Here is a 17,264-nt window from a genome sequence, read left to right as displayed (position 1 = left end):
ACATTTGTCCCTGCATGCCAACTCCCACTATCCACTAATTAGCAAGATAATTGCTGAAAAAACAGTTGTATTAGTAGCAATAAGGCACGGCTATGCATTACAGCAATAAGCTTTGACTCACTCTAAACCATATAAAAGGTCTGACCAACCACCCGATACAAACAATACACAATCCTATCTCCCTGGTTAGGAGACATTTGACCCAGTCCACTGATACTATACTTCATAGCCATTTTTACACTCTCTACTTTTATTTATCGCTCCTGTCTTCGCCCATAATGGTTAAGACACCAGGACGATGTGAACAAATTTTATTGCTCAATGACCAATACTGATCTCTCCAACCACACGCCCATGATGCAGCAGTATCTGCGCATCAAGCAGCAGCACAGGGACCATCTAGTGTTTTATCGGATGGGTGATTTTTACGAGCTTTTTTATGACGACGCTAAAAGGGCGGCGCATCTTCTGGACATTACCCTGACCAAACGGGGGCAGTCCGGCGGAGAGCCCATCCCCATGGCAGGCATTCCATACCACGCGGTGGAAGGGTATCTGGCCAGGTTGATACGCTTACGTCAGTCTGTTGCCATTGCCGAGCAGATTGGTGACCCGGCAACTAGTAAAGGTCCGGTTGAGCGTAAAGTGGTCCGGATTCTGACCCCGGGTACCGTCAGTGATGAAGCGTTGCTGGATGAGCGTCAGGATAATCTGCTGATGGCCGTAACCCAGCGGGAAAACCAATATGGACTGGCATTCCTCGATATCAGCAGTGGCCGGTTTAATGTGCTAGAGGTAACGGGTGAAGAAGCACTCCTGTCTGAAGTTGAACGCCTGAGTCCCGCCGAAGTCTTGCTGAATGATGATCGCAACTGGCCTGAGGCTTTGCTGCGTCGTCCCGGCTCCAGCAAACGCCCACCCTGGGACTTTGATCATGAGAGCGCCGTTGAGCAATTAACCCGACAGTTTCAGACGCAAAGTCTTGATGGGTTTGGCTGCAGCCACTTAACACTGGCCATTGAGGCTGCTGGCTGTCTGCTTCAGTACGCCCGGGAAACACAGCGAACCGCTTTGCCCCATATTCGCGCCCTATCCCAGGAAAACCGTGAAGAGAGTGTGGTCCTGGATGCCGCCAGCCGGAAAAACCTGGAGCTGACCACCAATATGAATGGTGGCCGGGAGCACACAGTAGCAGCTGTTCTGGATCGCACAGCCACCGCCATGGGCAGCCGCCTGCTCGGACGATGGATCAATCGTCCCCTGCGCAATATTGAGAAATTGCAGGCTCGCCAGTCAGCAATCACAGCTCTGAAAGAGGGATTCCATTTTGAATCCCTATACCCCATTCTCAAAAATATTGGCGATATTGAACGTATTCTTGCCAGGGTTGCCCTGAAATCTGCCCGACCACGGGATCTGGCACGGTTACGGGACGCCCTGCAGCAACTGCCAGAACTTCAGCAGCAGCTTGCGACGATTGATAGCCAGACTGTGCATCAACTAGCAGAAGGTATCAGTGAGCACCCTGAGCTCGAAGCATTATTGACCCGGGCCATCATCGAGAACCCACCTGTCGTAATCCGTGATGGTGGTGTGATCGGCGAAGGTTATGATGCCGAGCTGGATGAGCTTCGTTCCATCAGTGAAAATGCTGGCGACTATCTGGTTCAGATGGAATTACGGGAGCGTGAACGTACTGGCCTGTCCAGCCTGAAAGTCGGATATAACCGTGTACACGGTTACTACATCGAATTGAGCCGCCGAGAATCCGAAGATGCACCAGTAGACTATATTCGTCGCCAGACCCTGAAAAATACTGAACGCTTTATTACCCCGGAACTGAAAGAATTTGAAGACAAGGCGCTATCCAGCAAGAGCCGTGCGCTGGCCAGGGAAAAAGCACTGTACGATGAGCTTCTGGACACACTGGTAGAGCAGCTGGGACCACTTCAGGAATGCTCCATGGCGTTGTCAGAGCTGGATGTACTCAGCAATCTGGCTGAACGCGCTGAAACACTGAATTTCTGTCGTCCTGAAATCCTGCAGAGCCCGGGCATTGAAATTGTTGAAGGTCGTCATCCGGTGGTTGAGCAGGTTCTGGATGAACCGTTTGTGGCCAACAATGTCACCTTCAATGTTCAGCGCCGCATGCTGATTATCACCGGTCCAAATATGGGTGGTAAATCAACCTATATGCGACAGACAGCTCTGATTGTATTACTCGCCCATATTGGCAGTTTTGTTCCTGCATCACAGGCTCGTATTGGACTGGTCGATCGGATTTTTACCCGTATCGGCTCTTCGGATGATCTTGCTGGTGGCCGCTCAACCTTTATGGTGGAGATGACAGAAACCGCCAATATTCTTCATAATGCCACCGAGCAGAGTCTGGTACTGATGGATGAAATTGGCCGCGGAACAAGCACATTCGATGGGCTGTCCCTGGCCTGGGCCTGTGCTCAATATCTGGCGGATTCAGTACGCGCATTTACTCTGTTTGCCACGCACTACTTTGAGTTGACCCAGCTACCTGAAGAGTGCAGTACAGTGGTTAATGTGCATCTCAATGCGACTGAACATGACGATCGCATTGTCTTTCTCCATGCAGTGCAGGAAGGTCCTGCCAGCCAGAGTTATGGCCTGCAGGTCGCACAATTGGCTGGTGTACCCCGACATGTCATTAACCAGGCACGACAGAAGCTGGCCATGCTGGAGCAGGATCAGCATGAACCCACTCCACAACCTACCGAAAAGGCATCAAGAAAATCAGCTTTCACACCTCAGGCTGACCTGTTTGCCAGTCCTGAGCCACACCCGGCTGTTGAAGTTCTTGATAAAACAGACGTAGATAACCTGACCCCCCGTCAGGCTCTGGAGCTGCTCTATACGCTCAAGGGACTGAGAAAATAGTGTGATTTTTCTTATACCCTGAGCATTCTACTGACCACTCAGGGTATAAGGTTATGGTAATCCCGGCTATCCAGCGGGTTTACAACTCTGGTAAACTTGCCCGAACTTTTTGTATTGCCTCAGGTTCTGTTAACAGAGCCTGACATAATGTCTCAGGTCACATTATGAAATGCTTTCATGAGATGAGCTGTTCTCACGAATATAAAAGCAAAACCGGGCGGTACTTTTTTTTAGTCAGATCAAATGGAGTTTAACCACCATGGCTTTCGTAGTGGGTGAAAACTGCATCAAGTGCAAATACACCGATTGCGTGGAAGTCTGTCCTGTGGACTGCTTCTATGAAGGACCAAACTTCCTGGTTATCCACCCGGATGAATGTATTGACTGTGCTCTTTGTGAGCCAGAGTGTCCGGCAAACGCTATTTTCTCAGAAGACGAGGTTCCCGAAGATCAGCAGGAGTTCATCGAACTGAACGCCGTTCTTGCTGAAGTATGGGAAAACATTACCGAGAAGAAAGACCCTCTCCCCGATGCAGAAGAATGGGATGGTGTGAAAGGTAAACTGGATCAGCTGGAACGCTGAATTAGTTTAACAACACATTCAATAAAAAGGCGGTAAGTTTTAACTTACCGCCTTTTTATTGAATGGATGCCATCTAACTCAAAACTAAGAACCTGTTTCCAGAAAGCATCAGAAAAAATTTAGCCAGAAGGTCAGTTAAACAGTGACTCTCCTGATAATCCCTGTTTTTCGAGAATAGAGCGAAGCCGTTTCAAAGCCTCGACCTGAATCTGCCGTACCCTCTCACGGGTCAAACCAATTTCTTTGCCAACTTCCTCAAGGGTACTGGTTTCATAGCCTCTGAGACCAAACCGACGAGCGACAACCTCCCTCTGTTTTACAGATAGCTCACCTAACCAACGGTCAAGACTGTCATTTAGATCAAGGTCCTGTAACAGTTCTGCTGGATCAGCGCCTTTCTCATCGGAAATGGTGTCCAGTATCGATTTGTCAGAGTCTGGACCCAGTGGCGTATCAACCGACGTCACCCGCTCATTGAGACCGAGCATCCGCTTGACATCAGCAACCGGCTTGTCAAGTAACTGAGCTATTTCTTCCGGGCTAGGGTCATGATCCAACTTCTGGGTTAATTCTCTGGCCGCTCTCAGGTAAACATTCAGTTCTTTGACAACATGAATGGGAAGGCGGATAGTTCGGGTCTGATTCATAATCGCCCGTTCAATCGTCTGCCTTATCCACCAGGTAGCATAAGTTGAAAAACGGAATCCACGTTCTGGATCAAATTTCTCAACTGCACGAATCAAACCGAGATTCCCCTCTTCGATTAGATCGAGCAGTGTCAGACCACGATTGACGTAGCGCCTGGAGATTTTAACAACCAGTCGCAGATTACTTTCAATCATGCGACGTCGACCCGCTTCCACCCCTTTCCGGGCAAGGCGGGCATAATGCACCTCTTCCTCAGGGGTGAGGAGAGGCGAAAAGCCAATCTCATTCAGGTACAACTGGGTTGCATCAATGGATTTGTAAAAACCATCATCATCTTTCCGACGACCAGTATTAATCGGAGACACAGCCGTAGGCTGTGGCTTATCGATGTCGTCGTTTTCGTCAACCACTTCAATGAGGTCACCGGCATTTTCATCCGGGCTCAATTCATCATCCTGTCCTTGGATTACATCGTCAGCATAACTGCTTAGCTCTGCGTCATCCCTCTTCGATGCCATAAGAGTTAGTCCTATCCGGAAAGCCCCACTCTATGCCGAGCAACTCCAGGTTGCCACGACACCCGTGAGATCCCTCTACTACAACAGCCACTGACCTTCGTATCAGCGCCGTGGAAGGTATCCCATCGGGTCGACCGGTTTACCATCACGCCGAATTTCGAAGTGCAGCTTAGGCTCCGTCGTTCCTGTAGAACCTATTTCGGCTATCTTCTGGCCCGCTTTAACTGAGTCTCCCTCATTCACGAATAGATCCTTGTTGTGCGCATATGCGCTCAGATAGCTACTATTATGTTTCAAAATAATCAGCCTGCCATAGCCGGACAGGTCGCTTCCTGCGTACACTACCTCACCATTGGCTGCTGCCTTTACAGGCTCTCCTAATTTGCCGCCAATATCAATCCCTTTGTTAACAGGCATTTTGAGGGAATATGCAGAAATAATTTGACCGTTTGCAGGCCATTGCCAGCTTCCACTGGTAAAAGGTGTACTTTTTTTCGAGGAAGCCTGTGCTGTATATTTTTTAACCGGACTATTACTTTGGGTTGTTGATGTTTTTGATTGACGGGCAGGAACTTTAGAAGAAGTGACAGCAACCCTCCGGCGAACTGATAAGTTGATTTCCTGCCCCGGATAGATGGTATAAGGACGACGAATGTTATTATTATCTGCCAACTCTCTGAAATCTCTGCTATAGAGCCAGGCTATTGAGTAGAGCGTTTCACCTCTCTGAACAACATGCTGACCTGAGGTCACTTTTGGGGGAGATCTCAGGTCAGTAACCCTAACGCTGGCAGGGTCATGGCTACAACTTGCAATCAGCAGGCAGGCTGTTAGAAAAAGCATTTTTTTTGAGCAATCACTCATTTTAATCAGAGTGATTTTCATGAAATCCAACACTTTATCAACTCCACTACACTGCATGATTACAAAAACCACTTATTCAATAAATGAATATAAAAATAAATTATTGATTTGAAATATTATAACAATATCGGTAATTCCACCTGTGTTAATGCACAGTTTTAGTGCTTTTTACTGCCGAGCCATTCAATCATCACCACCAATGCAATGGCAAAAATCATCAGCCCAACAGATTCAACCAGATAAGCAGGCTGACCGGTAATCCCTTCATAATTCAACGGTGAAACATTAGTTTGAATCAGTGGAACCATCTCTCCGGAGCTGTTAACCCGAGTTTCCAATGTTTCCTTCCAGGGCCAGACTTTCCCAAGTGCACCAAGCATCAGCCCGGTCAGCAGGGAAATAGCCAGATCACGGTGCTTTTTTAAAAGCCATGACAACACATGGGAAAAGCTGAGCAAACCTCCAATACAACCCAGGCCAAAGACAATCAGCACACTAAAGTCCAGATTCTTTACGGCATCAATAACCGGTCCATACAGCCCCATCATCAGCAGAATAAAACTACCGGAAATACCTGGCAGAATCATGGCACAGATAGCAATGGCACCAGCAAAAAACAGTGTCACCGTTTCTGGCTCAAGACTGGTCGGGGTCAATACACCCACTGCATAAGCGATCACAATGCCCACGAGCAGGGTGATGATGGTTGAGGCCTTCCACTGATGAACCTGACGAATCATATGCAGCCCGGACACCAGAATCAGGCCAAAAAAGAAGGCCCAGAGCATTTCAGGGTAGGCTGCAAGAAACCAGGTAATGACATGGGCAAATGACAGAATACTGGTCAGAACACCACCAAAGACGCATACCAGAAATGTTCCGTCTATTTTCTGCCAAACACCCGCAATACCTTCACTACGAAGTACTTTCAGCAGCGAAGGGTTGACACTTTTCAGTGCATTTAACAACCGGTCATAAATGCCAGTAATGAATGCGATCGTGCCACCAGAAACTCCCGGCACAACATCTGCAGCCCCCATGGCCATTCCTTTGGCAATGAGAGCAAAGTAAGAGGAAAATTTCGACATGTTCTGACCTTTGGAACAAAGATTGATTAAAGCGGGAAAAATCCCCATCAGCCATCCTGGACTGACGATGTTTTGCTTAAAAACAGACCACAATGCCTTTGAGTTATCGTATGACACCCGATAGCAATGGAACAAACCGGACAGCTTCGAGCACTTTGCGTTGATACTCATCACCATTTCTGGTCACCAACACAAGATCCTGAAAGTCATTTCCTCCAACAGGAATCACCAACCTTCCACCTTCCGGAGACAACTGGCCCAACAACTCTTCCGGAATTTCCCCAGGTGCGGCCGTGACAATAATACCGTCAAACGGGCTTTCCTCTGACCACCCCATACCACCATCAGTGTGACGCAGGCGCACGTTATTCAGTGATAATCTGGACAGTCTGTGCCGGGCTTTTTCCTGCAAAGGCCTGATGCGTTCAACGGAATACACCTTCCCCACCAGCGAAGCCAGCACTGCTGTCTGGTAACCCGACCCGGTGCCAATCTCCAGTACCTTATGCAGGTCCCCCTGTGCCAAAAGGATTTCCGTCATTTTTGCCACAATATACGGTTGAGACAGTGTCTGATTATGACCAATCGGCAGTGCTGTGTCTTCATAAGCACGGTGGGCCAGCGCCTCATCAAGAAACAGATGACGGGGAATGGTGCGAATGGCATCCAGAACTTTGGTGGACTGGATGCCCTGATCCAGCAGACGCTGGATCAGCCGCTCTCTGGTTCGGCGAGATGTCATACCGATACCATCAATTTCAAGATCCCTCATACACAGGCTCCAAGCCAATCCTCCATCATTGATAACATGGCATGGCTGGTCTTATCGTATTGCAATGGAGTAATGGATACATAATCAGAAGCAACCGCATGAAAATCCGTCCCTTCTTCAGCAACCAGAGGCTTACCAACGCCGCCGATCCACCAGACCGTATTGCCACGTGGGTCAGTCATCTTTACCGGGGACTTAGACTGGTCACGGTGACCAAGCCGGGTAATTTTCATTCCACGGATGTCTTCATAATGGCAGGCCGGTACATTGACATTGAGTATCGTACCCTCTGGAAGGGACAGATCATCAAGTCGCAGCATCAAATCGTGTAACACTCTGGCACTGACTTCAAGGTTATGCTCTTCTCTACCACAGGATGAAATGGCAATGGCTGTTTTCGCCAGCATACGCCCCTCCATGGCGGCAGCTACGGTTCCCGAGTAGAGCACGTCATCGCCCAGGTTCGCACAGCTATTTATACCGGAAACGACCCTTTCCGGTAGTCTGCCAAATAATCCACTGGCAGCCAGATTGACACAGTCAGCGGGTGTTCCATCAACACTGAAGAAACCATTGTCATGCTCTTTCATGCGCAGTGGCCGACTTAACGTGAGGGAATGCCCCCTGCCAGAACAGTCATTGTCCGGAGCCACTACCCAGCACTGACCGTGTAACTTCATGGTTTCAAACGAGAGGGCCAATCCCCTGGCGGTAACGCCATCATCGTTGGACAGCAATATGGTCATAGTCCATCAATCCTGAATTATCCCAAGTTTTTCTTAATGCCCACTCTCATGATCAACATGATTATTTTCACGACAGTGGCTTTCTTCATAACAATCAAACAACTCCCTGAGTACAGAAGTCGCAAAACAGCCCTTTGACAGCCGGAAGCGCAATACCAGTGAACGTCCTTCCGGGCTGCTTTCCCACAACCAGGTAAACTGCTGGGGCACCAGACGGTTAACTCTCCGCTCCTGCAGCATACCCGCTCTCTCAAGGCCATCACACAGTTGAGAGTATCCCGCAGTACTAGAGTCTTCAAAAGCCAGAGCCTGACCAGATACCTTTGATTGCCCTCTTCCCCAAAGCGGCGAAGTCGGGCTTAACTCACAGTTGTCCAGGCGCATCATCATGGCATCATCTGGCGTTTCAAAAATCAGGCTATTGCTGTCCGGAAACCCTAGTGCGTCCCCTGGAAGATACTGATTCCAGACACCTTCCCTCACTTTTTCTGACAACACCCGATTAAACAGCCATGATCGGGCTGCAGACAGATAGACCGATCGCTTGTTACGTTGAACGCGGAACTTTCCAGCCAGCATATCAATGGCTTTTTCAATATTACGTCCATGATGACCAAATCGCTGTTCACCGAAGTAATTGGGCACTCCTACACGGGAAATTTGCTCTAACCGGGCATTGACCTGTGCAGGATCAGCATCAATATTCCGCAAGGTGATACAGAAGTCATTCGCCTTCAAGGCACCGGTTTTCAGCTTTTTCCTGTGACGGGACTGTCTAATGATCCGTATGGAATCGCTCTCCAGCCCATTCCAGTCAGGATCAGCCATACCAGGCAGAGAAACACAAAACCATTGACGTGTAATACCATGACGGTCTTTTCGCCCAGCATAACTAACCGACTGCCTTCTAACTCCTGCATGTCTCGCCAGAAGTCCTGCAACCCAGTCCGTATTCTCACCCTTTTTTTCAATCAGCAGAAAAAGGTGCTCGCCTTCACCTTCCGGCTCAAAAGGCAGCAACTCATCAACAATAAAATCTTCATGACAGGACTTTAAAAGACAACTGCCCAGAGGACCACCAAGGGCATAGTGCCAATCAATGGAGTAATCGGCAGGCATCAGTACATCTGCATCCATGATGCGCACTCAACAAATAAAATTAACGCGATGTGCGACTTTGTCTGAAACTATCTCAAATTACTAGCCCGGATATTTCATAAACTGCCCCGAATCTCGGGCAGGACTTTGTCGCCCTAAGGGATTTTGTGAGGGAGTGCCGTACCGGGGAGTACGGTCGACCGAGCAAAACTCCCTTAGGGCGGCAAAGGACAAGCGAGAACGGGAGCACGTTTATGAAATATCCGGGCTAGCATGATGGTAAGTCCAAGTTGTATCTTCAAAATCACGCAATTATTTGCTTTCCGTTTTTTAATCTTCGGAAATAAGGTTCTCAAACTGTATTGCAGGACGACCAGCAATTATATTCAGATAAGAACCAATATTATGTGCCAGTAACTTCCGAGCGATACGTGATGTCATATGCCATCTATCTCGACAATGGCACTTTTCTATTTCAAAGCGCTCTGTCAATTGACCTATCACTGTTTCTATTCTCCGTCGTACCCGTAATACCAGCTTTACAAACGACTTCGGACGTTCATCTTGCATGTTTTTTCTCAGTGGCGTCTGAAGATCAATACCTAATTCCTGACAATCAGCTTTAAACTCAGGCCTTATATAGCCCTTATCGCCAAGCAAGAGGCCAGAAATGGTCTCGAGCATGTCATAGGCTGCATCACGCTCATCTACGTTCGCTGCGGTCAGAGTAAAACCCACAGGAATCCCTCGTGCTTCAACCAGCAAATGCCCCTGAAAGCCATAGAACTTCTTGTCCTTGGAAGCGCAGTAACCATAACCAGCCTCAGCTTTAAAGATACGGCTCTGTGGTGCACGGGTTCTGACGACAACATCAATCGGAAAACCATCGATTAAATGGATATCTGCATTATCTGCATGCATCATCTGGACTATACGAATTTGCAGTCGTTGTTTCACATGCCATAAGTTGGCGGCCTGTTTGACAAATGCCGAGCGTGAAGGAATGTCAGGAAACAGGTGTCGCCAGTGTCGGGTAAAATACTTCCAAATCTCAGTGTCCTTATGATGCCCAAGCCATTCACCGACAACTTCCATGGTGATCGCTTCACTATCAGTGAGCTTTGGTGGAAACCCTCGAAGTCGCAGTGGTACAGGAAAAAGCTCTTTTACCAAATCGTCGATCAAGCAGTAGACTGTAGTGATAAACTCTTCAACGGGCATGACTGAAACCTTCTTTGCTTTCTACTGCTTTTAATAGCAGAAAGCAGGATCAGTCATGTCTCCTTATGCAAACCTAAAAGTCGCACATGGCGTTAAAATTAATAATAAACAATACCGCGTTTAATGCAGTTATTGAAAGGTCATAGCGGAAAATAACAATGAATAGTGAGCCTCCTGTCCAGAAGGCTCCACGCTCTGGATCATGGTCTCAGGTCTTTCAACAGAACGACTGCGTGCACAGCAATGCCTTCTTTTCTCCCGGTATAGCCCAGTTTTTCGGTAGTGGTGGCTTTCACGTTCACCAGAGATGGATCAATACCCATATCTTCACTGATATTCTGGCGCATCTGATCAATGTGAGGTGCCATCTTGGGAGATTGGGCAATAATGGTACTGTCCATATTAACTGGAACCAGGCCATGCTCATCAAGCAGAGCCATCACATGACGCAGTAACTTACGACTATCAATGCCAGCGTAGCGCTCATCGGTATCAGGAAAATGCTTCCCAATATCACCCAGGCCTGCAGCACCCAGCAGGGCATCACAAAGTGCATGAAGCAGTACATCACCATCAGAATGGGCGACCAGACCATGGGAGTGAGGGATTTTCACCCCTCCCAGAACAATATGATCCCCTTCACCAAAGCGGTGAACATCAAAACCGTGACCAATGCGCATCAAGAGACCTCAATAAGTTTCGACTGCTGTTCAATATATAGAGAGGCCAGAGCAAGATCAGTTCCACGGGTCACCTTGATATTATCGGCATGACCTTCCACCATCACCGGCCGCTTTCCGGAGTATTCGATAGCGCTTGCCTCGTCAGTCACTGGCATCTTATCCGCTATTGCTTTTGTCATCGCACCGTGAAGCATTCCCAGACGGAACATCTGTGGTGTCATTGCATGCCAGAGCCCCTGACGATCGACCGTTTCGGAAACCACATCATCGCCCCCGGCTCTTTTGATAGTATCCGTCACAGGGCTACCCAGCAGACCGCCAACAGGATGATCGTGCAGCTGATTAACCAGCCAGTCCATGTCTGAACGGCGAATACAAGGCCGGGCGACGTCATGAACCAGAACCCAGTCATCTGGAGAGCCGATATCCAGCAATACTTTCAAGCCATTCAGCACCGAGTGATAACGCTCATCCCCCCCTTGGGCAAGCATAATTCTTGGGTTTCTGAGTAGCTCAATTGATTGGTGGTACTCATCTTCATGATCAAGAACCACCACTATCTTTTCCAGCCTGGGAAAATCCAGCAGTCGCTCCAGAGTATGAACCATCAAAGGCTTACCTTTGATTTCCAGATACTGTTTGGGAATGTCGACATTCATTCGGCGACCAACACCTGCAGCAGGCACGACCGCCCAGTAACGAACCTTGTTCATGGCTTCTACGCTACTCACTATGACACCCTTATTTTGAACATCCAGGAGCCTGAGAAAAAAACAGACTCTAAATCAATATAGGTAAAACGGTACCGTTTAATCGTAAGTTAGAAAGAACGTTTCATCACGCCGAATCATGCCCAGCTCCTGCCGCGCTCTCTCCTCAACCGTTTCCATCCCCTGCTGCAACTCCACAACTTCTTTAGCCAGCAGGCGGTTACGCTGGTACAAACGTTCATTTTCCAGTCTGAAACGTTCAAGATTGTCTTTTTGCGTCAGCAGTTCAGCCATACTGCCTTCACCAATCCACAGTCGGGTTTGGAGGTAAACCAGCATCAGTGTTAACAGGGCTATTGCCAGTTTTTTCATAATCAGTTCCGCTTTAAACCGTAACTATCCAGCAGTATGGGTAACACCAAAATCATGATGTCTGAAGCTGAAACTGGTAGTAATTGAGCCTAATGATAAAGTTTAACAGGAGTACCAATGGTTTAACACATGATCAGTTCTTTGAACTGGTTCACATTAATACTGACTATTGCAGAAAGAATAAGTAAAACGTAACTATTCAGCACCCAGCAAAGGCGTATTGTTGTAATTTCGAACCGCTTTAAGAAGCGCCTGAAATATGTTCAACCCCTGCTTTTTAGCAGATGATAAATAGCTTCGGATTCGGGTAAACATGGTACCTCCGTCTTCGCTTCTGAAGCAGCCTGAGATCTTCTGCTTAAGTTTGGCCATCCTGGCATCACGTTCACTGCCATTGTTATCGAAGGGAATTGAAAAGTCCGACATGAAGCGCAACGTTTCAACCTTAAACTCAATAAGCCTTTTGAACAGGTTGTAGGCCTTGGTATTCCTGACCTTCTTACGTCCAAGCACCTGTCGTTGTTTTTCCATATAAGCGGTTTCCTTCGTGAGAGCCCTTTGAAGGATTTGGTCGTATATCGTCTCAATGCGAAGCTGTATTGCACCAGGCATTTGAGTCAGACCGGCTGCTTTGTATTTCTTGCAGAAGTGCCAGGAGAGCGTAAGCAATTTCATCAGCCGCAGAGCCAGCTTATTCGCATCCCTATCGACAACTCCCTGAAGCTCTCTCAGATGATGGGCATTACAAAGCACATGCACTGCCGCATAGGCAAAGTAGGACTTCCAATGATCGTGAACCAGAATGCCTGCAAAAGTCAGCAGGATGCCCATTGCATCCATTGCTTCACAACCTCGCCTTTCTGAGAGGTAGTAAAGCGTCCATTGGTCATCTCGCATAATGTGTAACCACCACAGTGAACCGTCAACCCGCATGCCAGTTTCATCCGCTCCTGCAACCGGACTTTCTTGTAAAGCATCGCGGATACTCTGCTCAGTAGAGGCCAGGTTCTCATGGGTATAGGCAACAAAATTGGCAACAGAGCCTGCGCTGACACTCATGCAATAAATAGTATTGAAATACTCAGACACCCGGTGATATGGGATGAAGTGATACTGGTTTAAATGAACAGCCATTGCCTGAGTCACTTCTCCGTATTGAGCAGCGGCTTTCACTCCTTGGGGAAACTCAGCGGTGTTCCGTTTACCACAAGGACATACTTTAACGTCTGCCCAGTACGCGGTAACTTCAAATTCTCCGGGTCTACCTGGATCAAAAACCTGTCGCTCAATGTATTTGGTGGGTTTAATATCGATAAGCGAAGACTGGCAACAGCAACATTTTTCAACCTTCAGATGCCTGACATAATCGGGTAAGGCGACACGTCTCAAACAAGAGCCTTGATGACCTTTCTGGCCACCTGGTTTATTGCCTGAAGATGGTCTAAGGCTTTTGGGGTTCGGTGTTTCCTGTGAGGAGCAGGGGGCTTCTTTGGAAGATGTATCACCTTTATCACTCCCTTTTTTACTGGGCTTTTGATAACCATCTGACGATGGTGGCTTACTACTGTTTTGACTGTTTTTATTAACCCTTTCTTCCAGTTCGCTGCAACGTTCCCGTAAAAGCGCATTCTCGGTCCGAAGCTCTTCATTCTCTTTAAGGAGAGCTTCGGTAAACGGAGTAGCTGGGAAGTCTGGTTCCATACTGGAGATTTGTTAGAAAAATTGAGTATAAGATGATGGTCGAAAAATCAGAAAATTCCAGATTTATATGAAGGGTGCTGAATAGTTACAGTAAAACGAAGCAAATTCACCCCATAAAAAAGGGAGGCTATAAGCCTCCCTTTTTCAACCAGCATTGACGGCTAATCAGGCACGCTTGAATTCAGCGATACCACGATAAGGCGCTTTGCCTTCCAGCTGCTCTTCGATACGGATCAACTGGTTGTACTTGGCAACACGGTCAGAACGGCACAGGGAACCGGTCTTGATCTGGCCAGCACAGGTACCTACCGCCAGGTCAGCGATAGTGGCGTCTTCGGTTTCACCGGAACGGTGAGAGATAACCGCAGTGTAGCCAGCATCTTTCGCCATCTTGATCGCTTCCAGAGTTTCGGTCAGGGAACCGATCTGGTTGAACTTGATCAGGATAGAGTTAGCGATGCCCTTGTCGATACCTTCTTTCAGAATCTTGGTGTTGGTTACGAACAGGTCGTCACCCACGATCTGGATCTTGTCGCCCAACAGTTCAGTCTGGTACTTGAAGCCGTCCCAGTCAGATTCGTCCAGACCATCTTCGATAGAGATGATTGGGTACTCTTCGGTCAGACCTTTCAGGTAGTCAGAGAACTCATTGGAAGTGAAGACTTTGCCTTCGCCTTTCAGGTTGTACTTGCCATCTTCGTAGAATTCAGAAGCCGCACAGTCCATAGCCAGAGTGATATCGGTACCCAGAGTGTAACCGGCAGCTGCAACAGCGTCTTTGATCACAGCCAGGGCGTCAGCATTGGAAGCCAGGTTTGGTGCAAAACCACCTTCGTCACCAACCGCAGTGTTCAGGCCTTTGTCAGATAGTACTTTCTTCAGAGCGTGGAATACTTCAGCACCCATGCGCAGCGCTTCAGCGAAGTTCTTGGCGCCAACTGGCTGAATCATGAATTCCTGGATGTCGACGTTGTTGTCAGCGTGCTCACCGCCGTTCAGGATGTTCATCATTGGAACCGGCATGGTGAACTGACCCGCAGTACCGTTCAGCTCAGCAATGTGAGCGTACAGAGGCATGCCTTTGTCAGCAGCAGCGGCTTTGGCAGTAGCCAGAGACACCGCCAGGATAGCGTTGGCACCAAGCTTGGCCTTGTTGTCAGTACCGTCAAGATCGATCATCTTCTGATCCAGACCACGCTGGTCGTTGGCATCAAAACCAAGCAGTGCTTCACGGATAGGGCCGTTAACATTGGCAACGGCTTTCAGAACGCCCTTGCCCAGGTAGCGGGACTTGTCACCATCACGCAGTTCCAGAGCTTCGCGGGAACCAGTAGAAGCGCCGCTGGGAGCACAGGCAGTACCAAAGGCACCAGACTCAAGAATGACGTCAGCTTCAACAGTGGGGTTACCACGAGAATCGAGGACTTCGCGAGCCTTGATTTCCTTGATAGCGGTCATGAGATACTCCGGGTGAAGAATTCGGAAATTTCAAGTGAGAGGTAAGCAATACCGTAAAACGGATGCGGCATTGTTACGGGAGGGGCAACTATACCACCGGAAAATCCTGTGTCAAAGCCTTACAATTTCGCTGGACACCGCGCCATTCTTGAGCTTCGTGGATTTTTGATCGTTACTGTTAATTACTGTCAATCGCCTGTTAACCATCGTTTAAACCGAGCGACAATGATCAAACAGTAATCAAACAACAAAAACAATGTAAGTAAAGTTACTACCTGAGATACAGCTCAAAAATCAGCTTCTCAGCTGTGCAGTCAAAGTCAAACATGGCATCGATGGTGACACTGCCCGACCGGTGATTTACCGTTTTCTTTATCTGGCAATGATCAGAAATGCTGTTTGCCAATGCTTCCATCTTCGCCATCTGATCGTTTGCCTGTTGCTCATTATCCCCTTCTATCGTCATTTCAAGGTGAGTGTCACCTGGTACAATCACCTCACCAATTTCAAAACAGTGATCGGCATCAACCTCCAGCTCAACGGTCGTATTCTCCATATCAGTTCTCCTGTTATGAAAACACAAATAGCAGGGCACCCTTACAATAGTAGAAACAAATCGATGTCGTACAACTTCCTGTAGATCAACTCAATCTAAAAAAAACTGTCATATAACTGAAACATTAGAGCAATATTTCTGTAACAGTCCCCCCCTATTCTTGCTCCCATCAAACACAAACACTCTCAAAGCGTTTTCGGGGGAAAAGAACCATGACGTTCTTAAAGTCAGTTGTCGTATCCTCAGTTTTAGCTGCCGCTGCTTTTTCCGGAGCAGCCAGCGCAAAGTCAATCAACGGTGCTGGAGCCAGCTTCCCGCATCCTGTCTATGCCAAGTGGGCAGAAGAGTACAACCAGGAAACCGGCGTCAAAATAAACTATCAGGCCATCGGTTCCGGTGGTGGTATTCGCCAGATCACAGCCAAAACCGTTGATTTTGGAGCCACCGATGCGCCTTTGGATCAACAGAGACTCAATGATGAAGGCATGATCCAGTTCCCAATGGTGATGGGCGCTATTGTTCCGGTCGTTAACATTCCGGGTATTGAACCAGGCGCCCTGAAACTGACCGGTGACATTGTTGCCGACATCTATATGGGCAAGATTAAAAAGTGGAATGATGAGCGCATTACCAGTATCAACCCGGATCTGAAGATTCCAGGACAATCCATTTATGTTGTTCACCGCTCAGACGGTTCAGGAACCACCTATAACTTCACAGACTACCTGAGTCAGGTCAGTGAAACCTGGAAAAACGACGTCGGCACCAACACCGATATCACCTGGCCAAAAGCAGCAACAACCATTGGCGCTAACGGTAATGCCGGTGTGGCCAACTTTGTCCGCCGCACCCGCGGTTCCATTGGTTACGTCGAGTATGCCTTTGCCAAACAGAACAACCTGAGTCACACCCAGCTGGCCAGTGCTGAAGGCAAATTCCTGCAGCCAACCATGGAAACTTTCCAGGCAGCCGCAATGAACGCTGACTGGAAAAATGCGCCTGGCTTCCGCCTGCTGCTGAATAACCAACCTGGCGCTGATTCCTGGCCAATGACCGCTGCCACTTTCATCCTGATGCATAAGGATCAGGTCGATGCCGGACGCGCCAGAGAGATCGTCAAGTTCTTCGACTGGAGTTATGAAAACGGTGGCGAGCTGGCAGAAGCGCTGGATTTCATCCCCATGCCAGACAGTGTTATTGAACTGGTTGAAAACACCTGGAAAGAGCAGCTGACCCATAAAGGCACGGCCATCATCCAGTAACCCAGTGACGTTTATTCAATAAAGTAGGAAGGATCTCAGGGTAATGAGCTAGACGGCTCATTGCCCTCCTGACA

At 48.3% G+C, this 17,264-nt stretch carries 16 protein-coding genes; 3 read left to right on the top strand and 13 right to left on the bottom strand.

Annotated features, from left to right (window positions below; genetic code table 11):
- The first annotated feature begins 321 nt into the window (after positions 1–321).
- Positions 322–2,910: a DNA mismatch repair protein MutS gene (gene mutS, locus ACOCLE_RS05940; protein ID WP_419535919.1), complete on the top strand. Its 2,589-nt coding sequence runs from the start codon at positions 322–324 to the stop codon at positions 2,908–2,910.
- Positions 2,911–3,169: 259 nt separating this feature from the next.
- The gene (gene fdxA / locus ACOCLE_RS05935) at positions 3,170–3,493 is read left to right on the top strand and encodes a ferredoxin FdxA (protein ID WP_419535918.1); all 324 of its coding nucleotides are present in this window, start codon (positions 3,170–3,172) and stop codon (positions 3,491–3,493) included.
- A 131-nt stretch (positions 3,494–3,624) separates the two neighbouring features.
- Here the strand turns inward: fdxA and rpoS are convergent, their stop codons facing one another.
- From rpoS to ACOCLE_RS05870, 13 genes are all read right to left on the bottom strand, one after another.
- Positions 3,625–4,659, bottom strand: a complete 1,035-nt coding sequence (gene rpoS, locus ACOCLE_RS05930; protein WP_419535917.1) for an RNA polymerase sigma factor RpoS — start codon at positions 4,657–4,659, stop codon at positions 3,625–3,627.
- Positions 4,660–4,761: 102 nt separating this feature from the next.
- On the bottom strand, positions 4,762–5,544 hold the full coding sequence (locus ACOCLE_RS05925) for a peptidoglycan DD-metalloendopeptidase family protein (protein WP_419535916.1): 783 nt from the start codon (positions 5,542–5,544) through the stop codon (positions 4,762–4,764).
- A gap of 137 nt (positions 5,545–5,681) precedes the next feature.
- Positions 5,682–6,611, bottom strand: a complete 930-nt coding sequence (locus ACOCLE_RS05920; protein ID WP_419535915.1) for a DUF368 domain-containing protein — start codon at positions 6,609–6,611, stop codon at positions 5,682–5,684.
- Positions 6,612–6,714: 103 nt separating this feature from the next.
- Complete coding sequence (locus ACOCLE_RS05915) at positions 6,715–7,383, bottom strand: protein-L-isoaspartate(D-aspartate) O-methyltransferase (RefSeq protein WP_419535914.1); 669 nt, start codon at positions 7,381–7,383, stop codon at positions 6,715–6,717.
- Positions 7,380–8,129, bottom strand: coding sequence for a 5'/3'-nucleotidase SurE (gene surE, locus ACOCLE_RS05910; RefSeq protein WP_419535913.1), 750 nt, complete (start codon positions 8,127–8,129; stop codon positions 7,380–7,382). The genes ACOCLE_RS05915 and surE overlap by 4 nt, the downstream gene beginning before the upstream one ends.
- Before the next feature lie 33 nt (positions 8,130–8,162).
- Positions 8,163–9,266, bottom strand: coding sequence for a tRNA pseudouridine(13) synthase TruD (gene truD / locus ACOCLE_RS05905; RefSeq protein WP_419535912.1), 1,104 nt, complete (start codon positions 9,264–9,266; stop codon positions 8,163–8,165).
- A gap of 291 nt (positions 9,267–9,557) precedes the next feature.
- Positions 9,558–10,448: an IS982 family transposase gene (locus tag ACOCLE_RS05900; RefSeq protein ID WP_419533099.1), complete on the bottom strand. Its 891-nt coding sequence runs from the start codon at positions 10,446–10,448 to the stop codon at positions 9,558–9,560.
- Between the two features lie 200 nt (positions 10,449–10,648).
- The gene (ispF, locus tag ACOCLE_RS05895; protein ID WP_419535911.1) at positions 10,649–11,128 is read right to left on the bottom strand and encodes a 2-C-methyl-D-erythritol 2,4-cyclodiphosphate synthase; all 480 of its coding nucleotides are present in this window, start codon (positions 11,126–11,128) and stop codon (positions 10,649–10,651) included.
- Positions 11,128–11,862 (bottom strand): 2-C-methyl-D-erythritol 4-phosphate cytidylyltransferase, encoded by a 735-nt coding sequence (gene ispD, locus ACOCLE_RS05890; protein ID WP_419535910.1) that lies wholly within the window; start codon positions 11,860–11,862, stop codon positions 11,128–11,130. Before ispD ends, ispF begins: the two co-directional genes overlap by 1 nt.
- A gap of 78 nt (positions 11,863–11,940) precedes the next feature.
- Positions 11,941–12,213 (bottom strand): septum formation initiator family protein, encoded by a 273-nt coding sequence (locus ACOCLE_RS05885; protein ID WP_419535909.1) that lies wholly within the window; start codon positions 12,211–12,213, stop codon positions 11,941–11,943.
- A 195-nt stretch (positions 12,214–12,408) separates the two neighbouring features.
- On the bottom strand, positions 12,409–13,914 hold the full coding sequence (gene tnpC / locus ACOCLE_RS05880) for an IS66 family transposase (protein WP_419532963.1): 1,506 nt from the start codon (positions 13,912–13,914) through the stop codon (positions 12,409–12,411).
- Positions 13,915–14,079: 165 nt separating this feature from the next.
- Positions 14,080–15,372, bottom strand: a complete 1,293-nt coding sequence (gene eno, locus ACOCLE_RS05875) for a phosphopyruvate hydratase (protein ID WP_419535908.1) — start codon at positions 15,370–15,372, stop codon at positions 14,080–14,082.
- A 271-nt stretch (positions 15,373–15,643) separates the two neighbouring features.
- Positions 15,644–15,928, bottom strand: a complete 285-nt coding sequence (locus tag ACOCLE_RS05870; RefSeq protein WP_419535907.1) for a DUF406 family protein — start codon at positions 15,926–15,928, stop codon at positions 15,644–15,646.
- A 212-nt stretch (positions 15,929–16,140) separates the two neighbouring features.
- Between ACOCLE_RS05870 and pstS the strand changes: the two genes are divergently transcribed.
- Positions 16,141–17,190: a phosphate ABC transporter substrate-binding protein PstS gene (gene pstS / locus ACOCLE_RS05865; protein ID WP_419535906.1), complete on the top strand. Its 1,050-nt coding sequence runs from the start codon at positions 16,141–16,143 to the stop codon at positions 17,188–17,190.
- The last annotated feature ends 74 nt before the right edge of the window (positions 17,191–17,264 follow it).

It is taken from the genome of Endozoicomonas sp., from assembly GCF_965196975.1.
GTDB lineage: Bacteria > Pseudomonadota > Gammaproteobacteria > Pseudomonadales > Endozoicomonadaceae > Endozoicomonas.
Note: the sequence above shows the minus strand (reverse complement) of the source record. Positions and strands in the feature narration are given on the sequence as shown.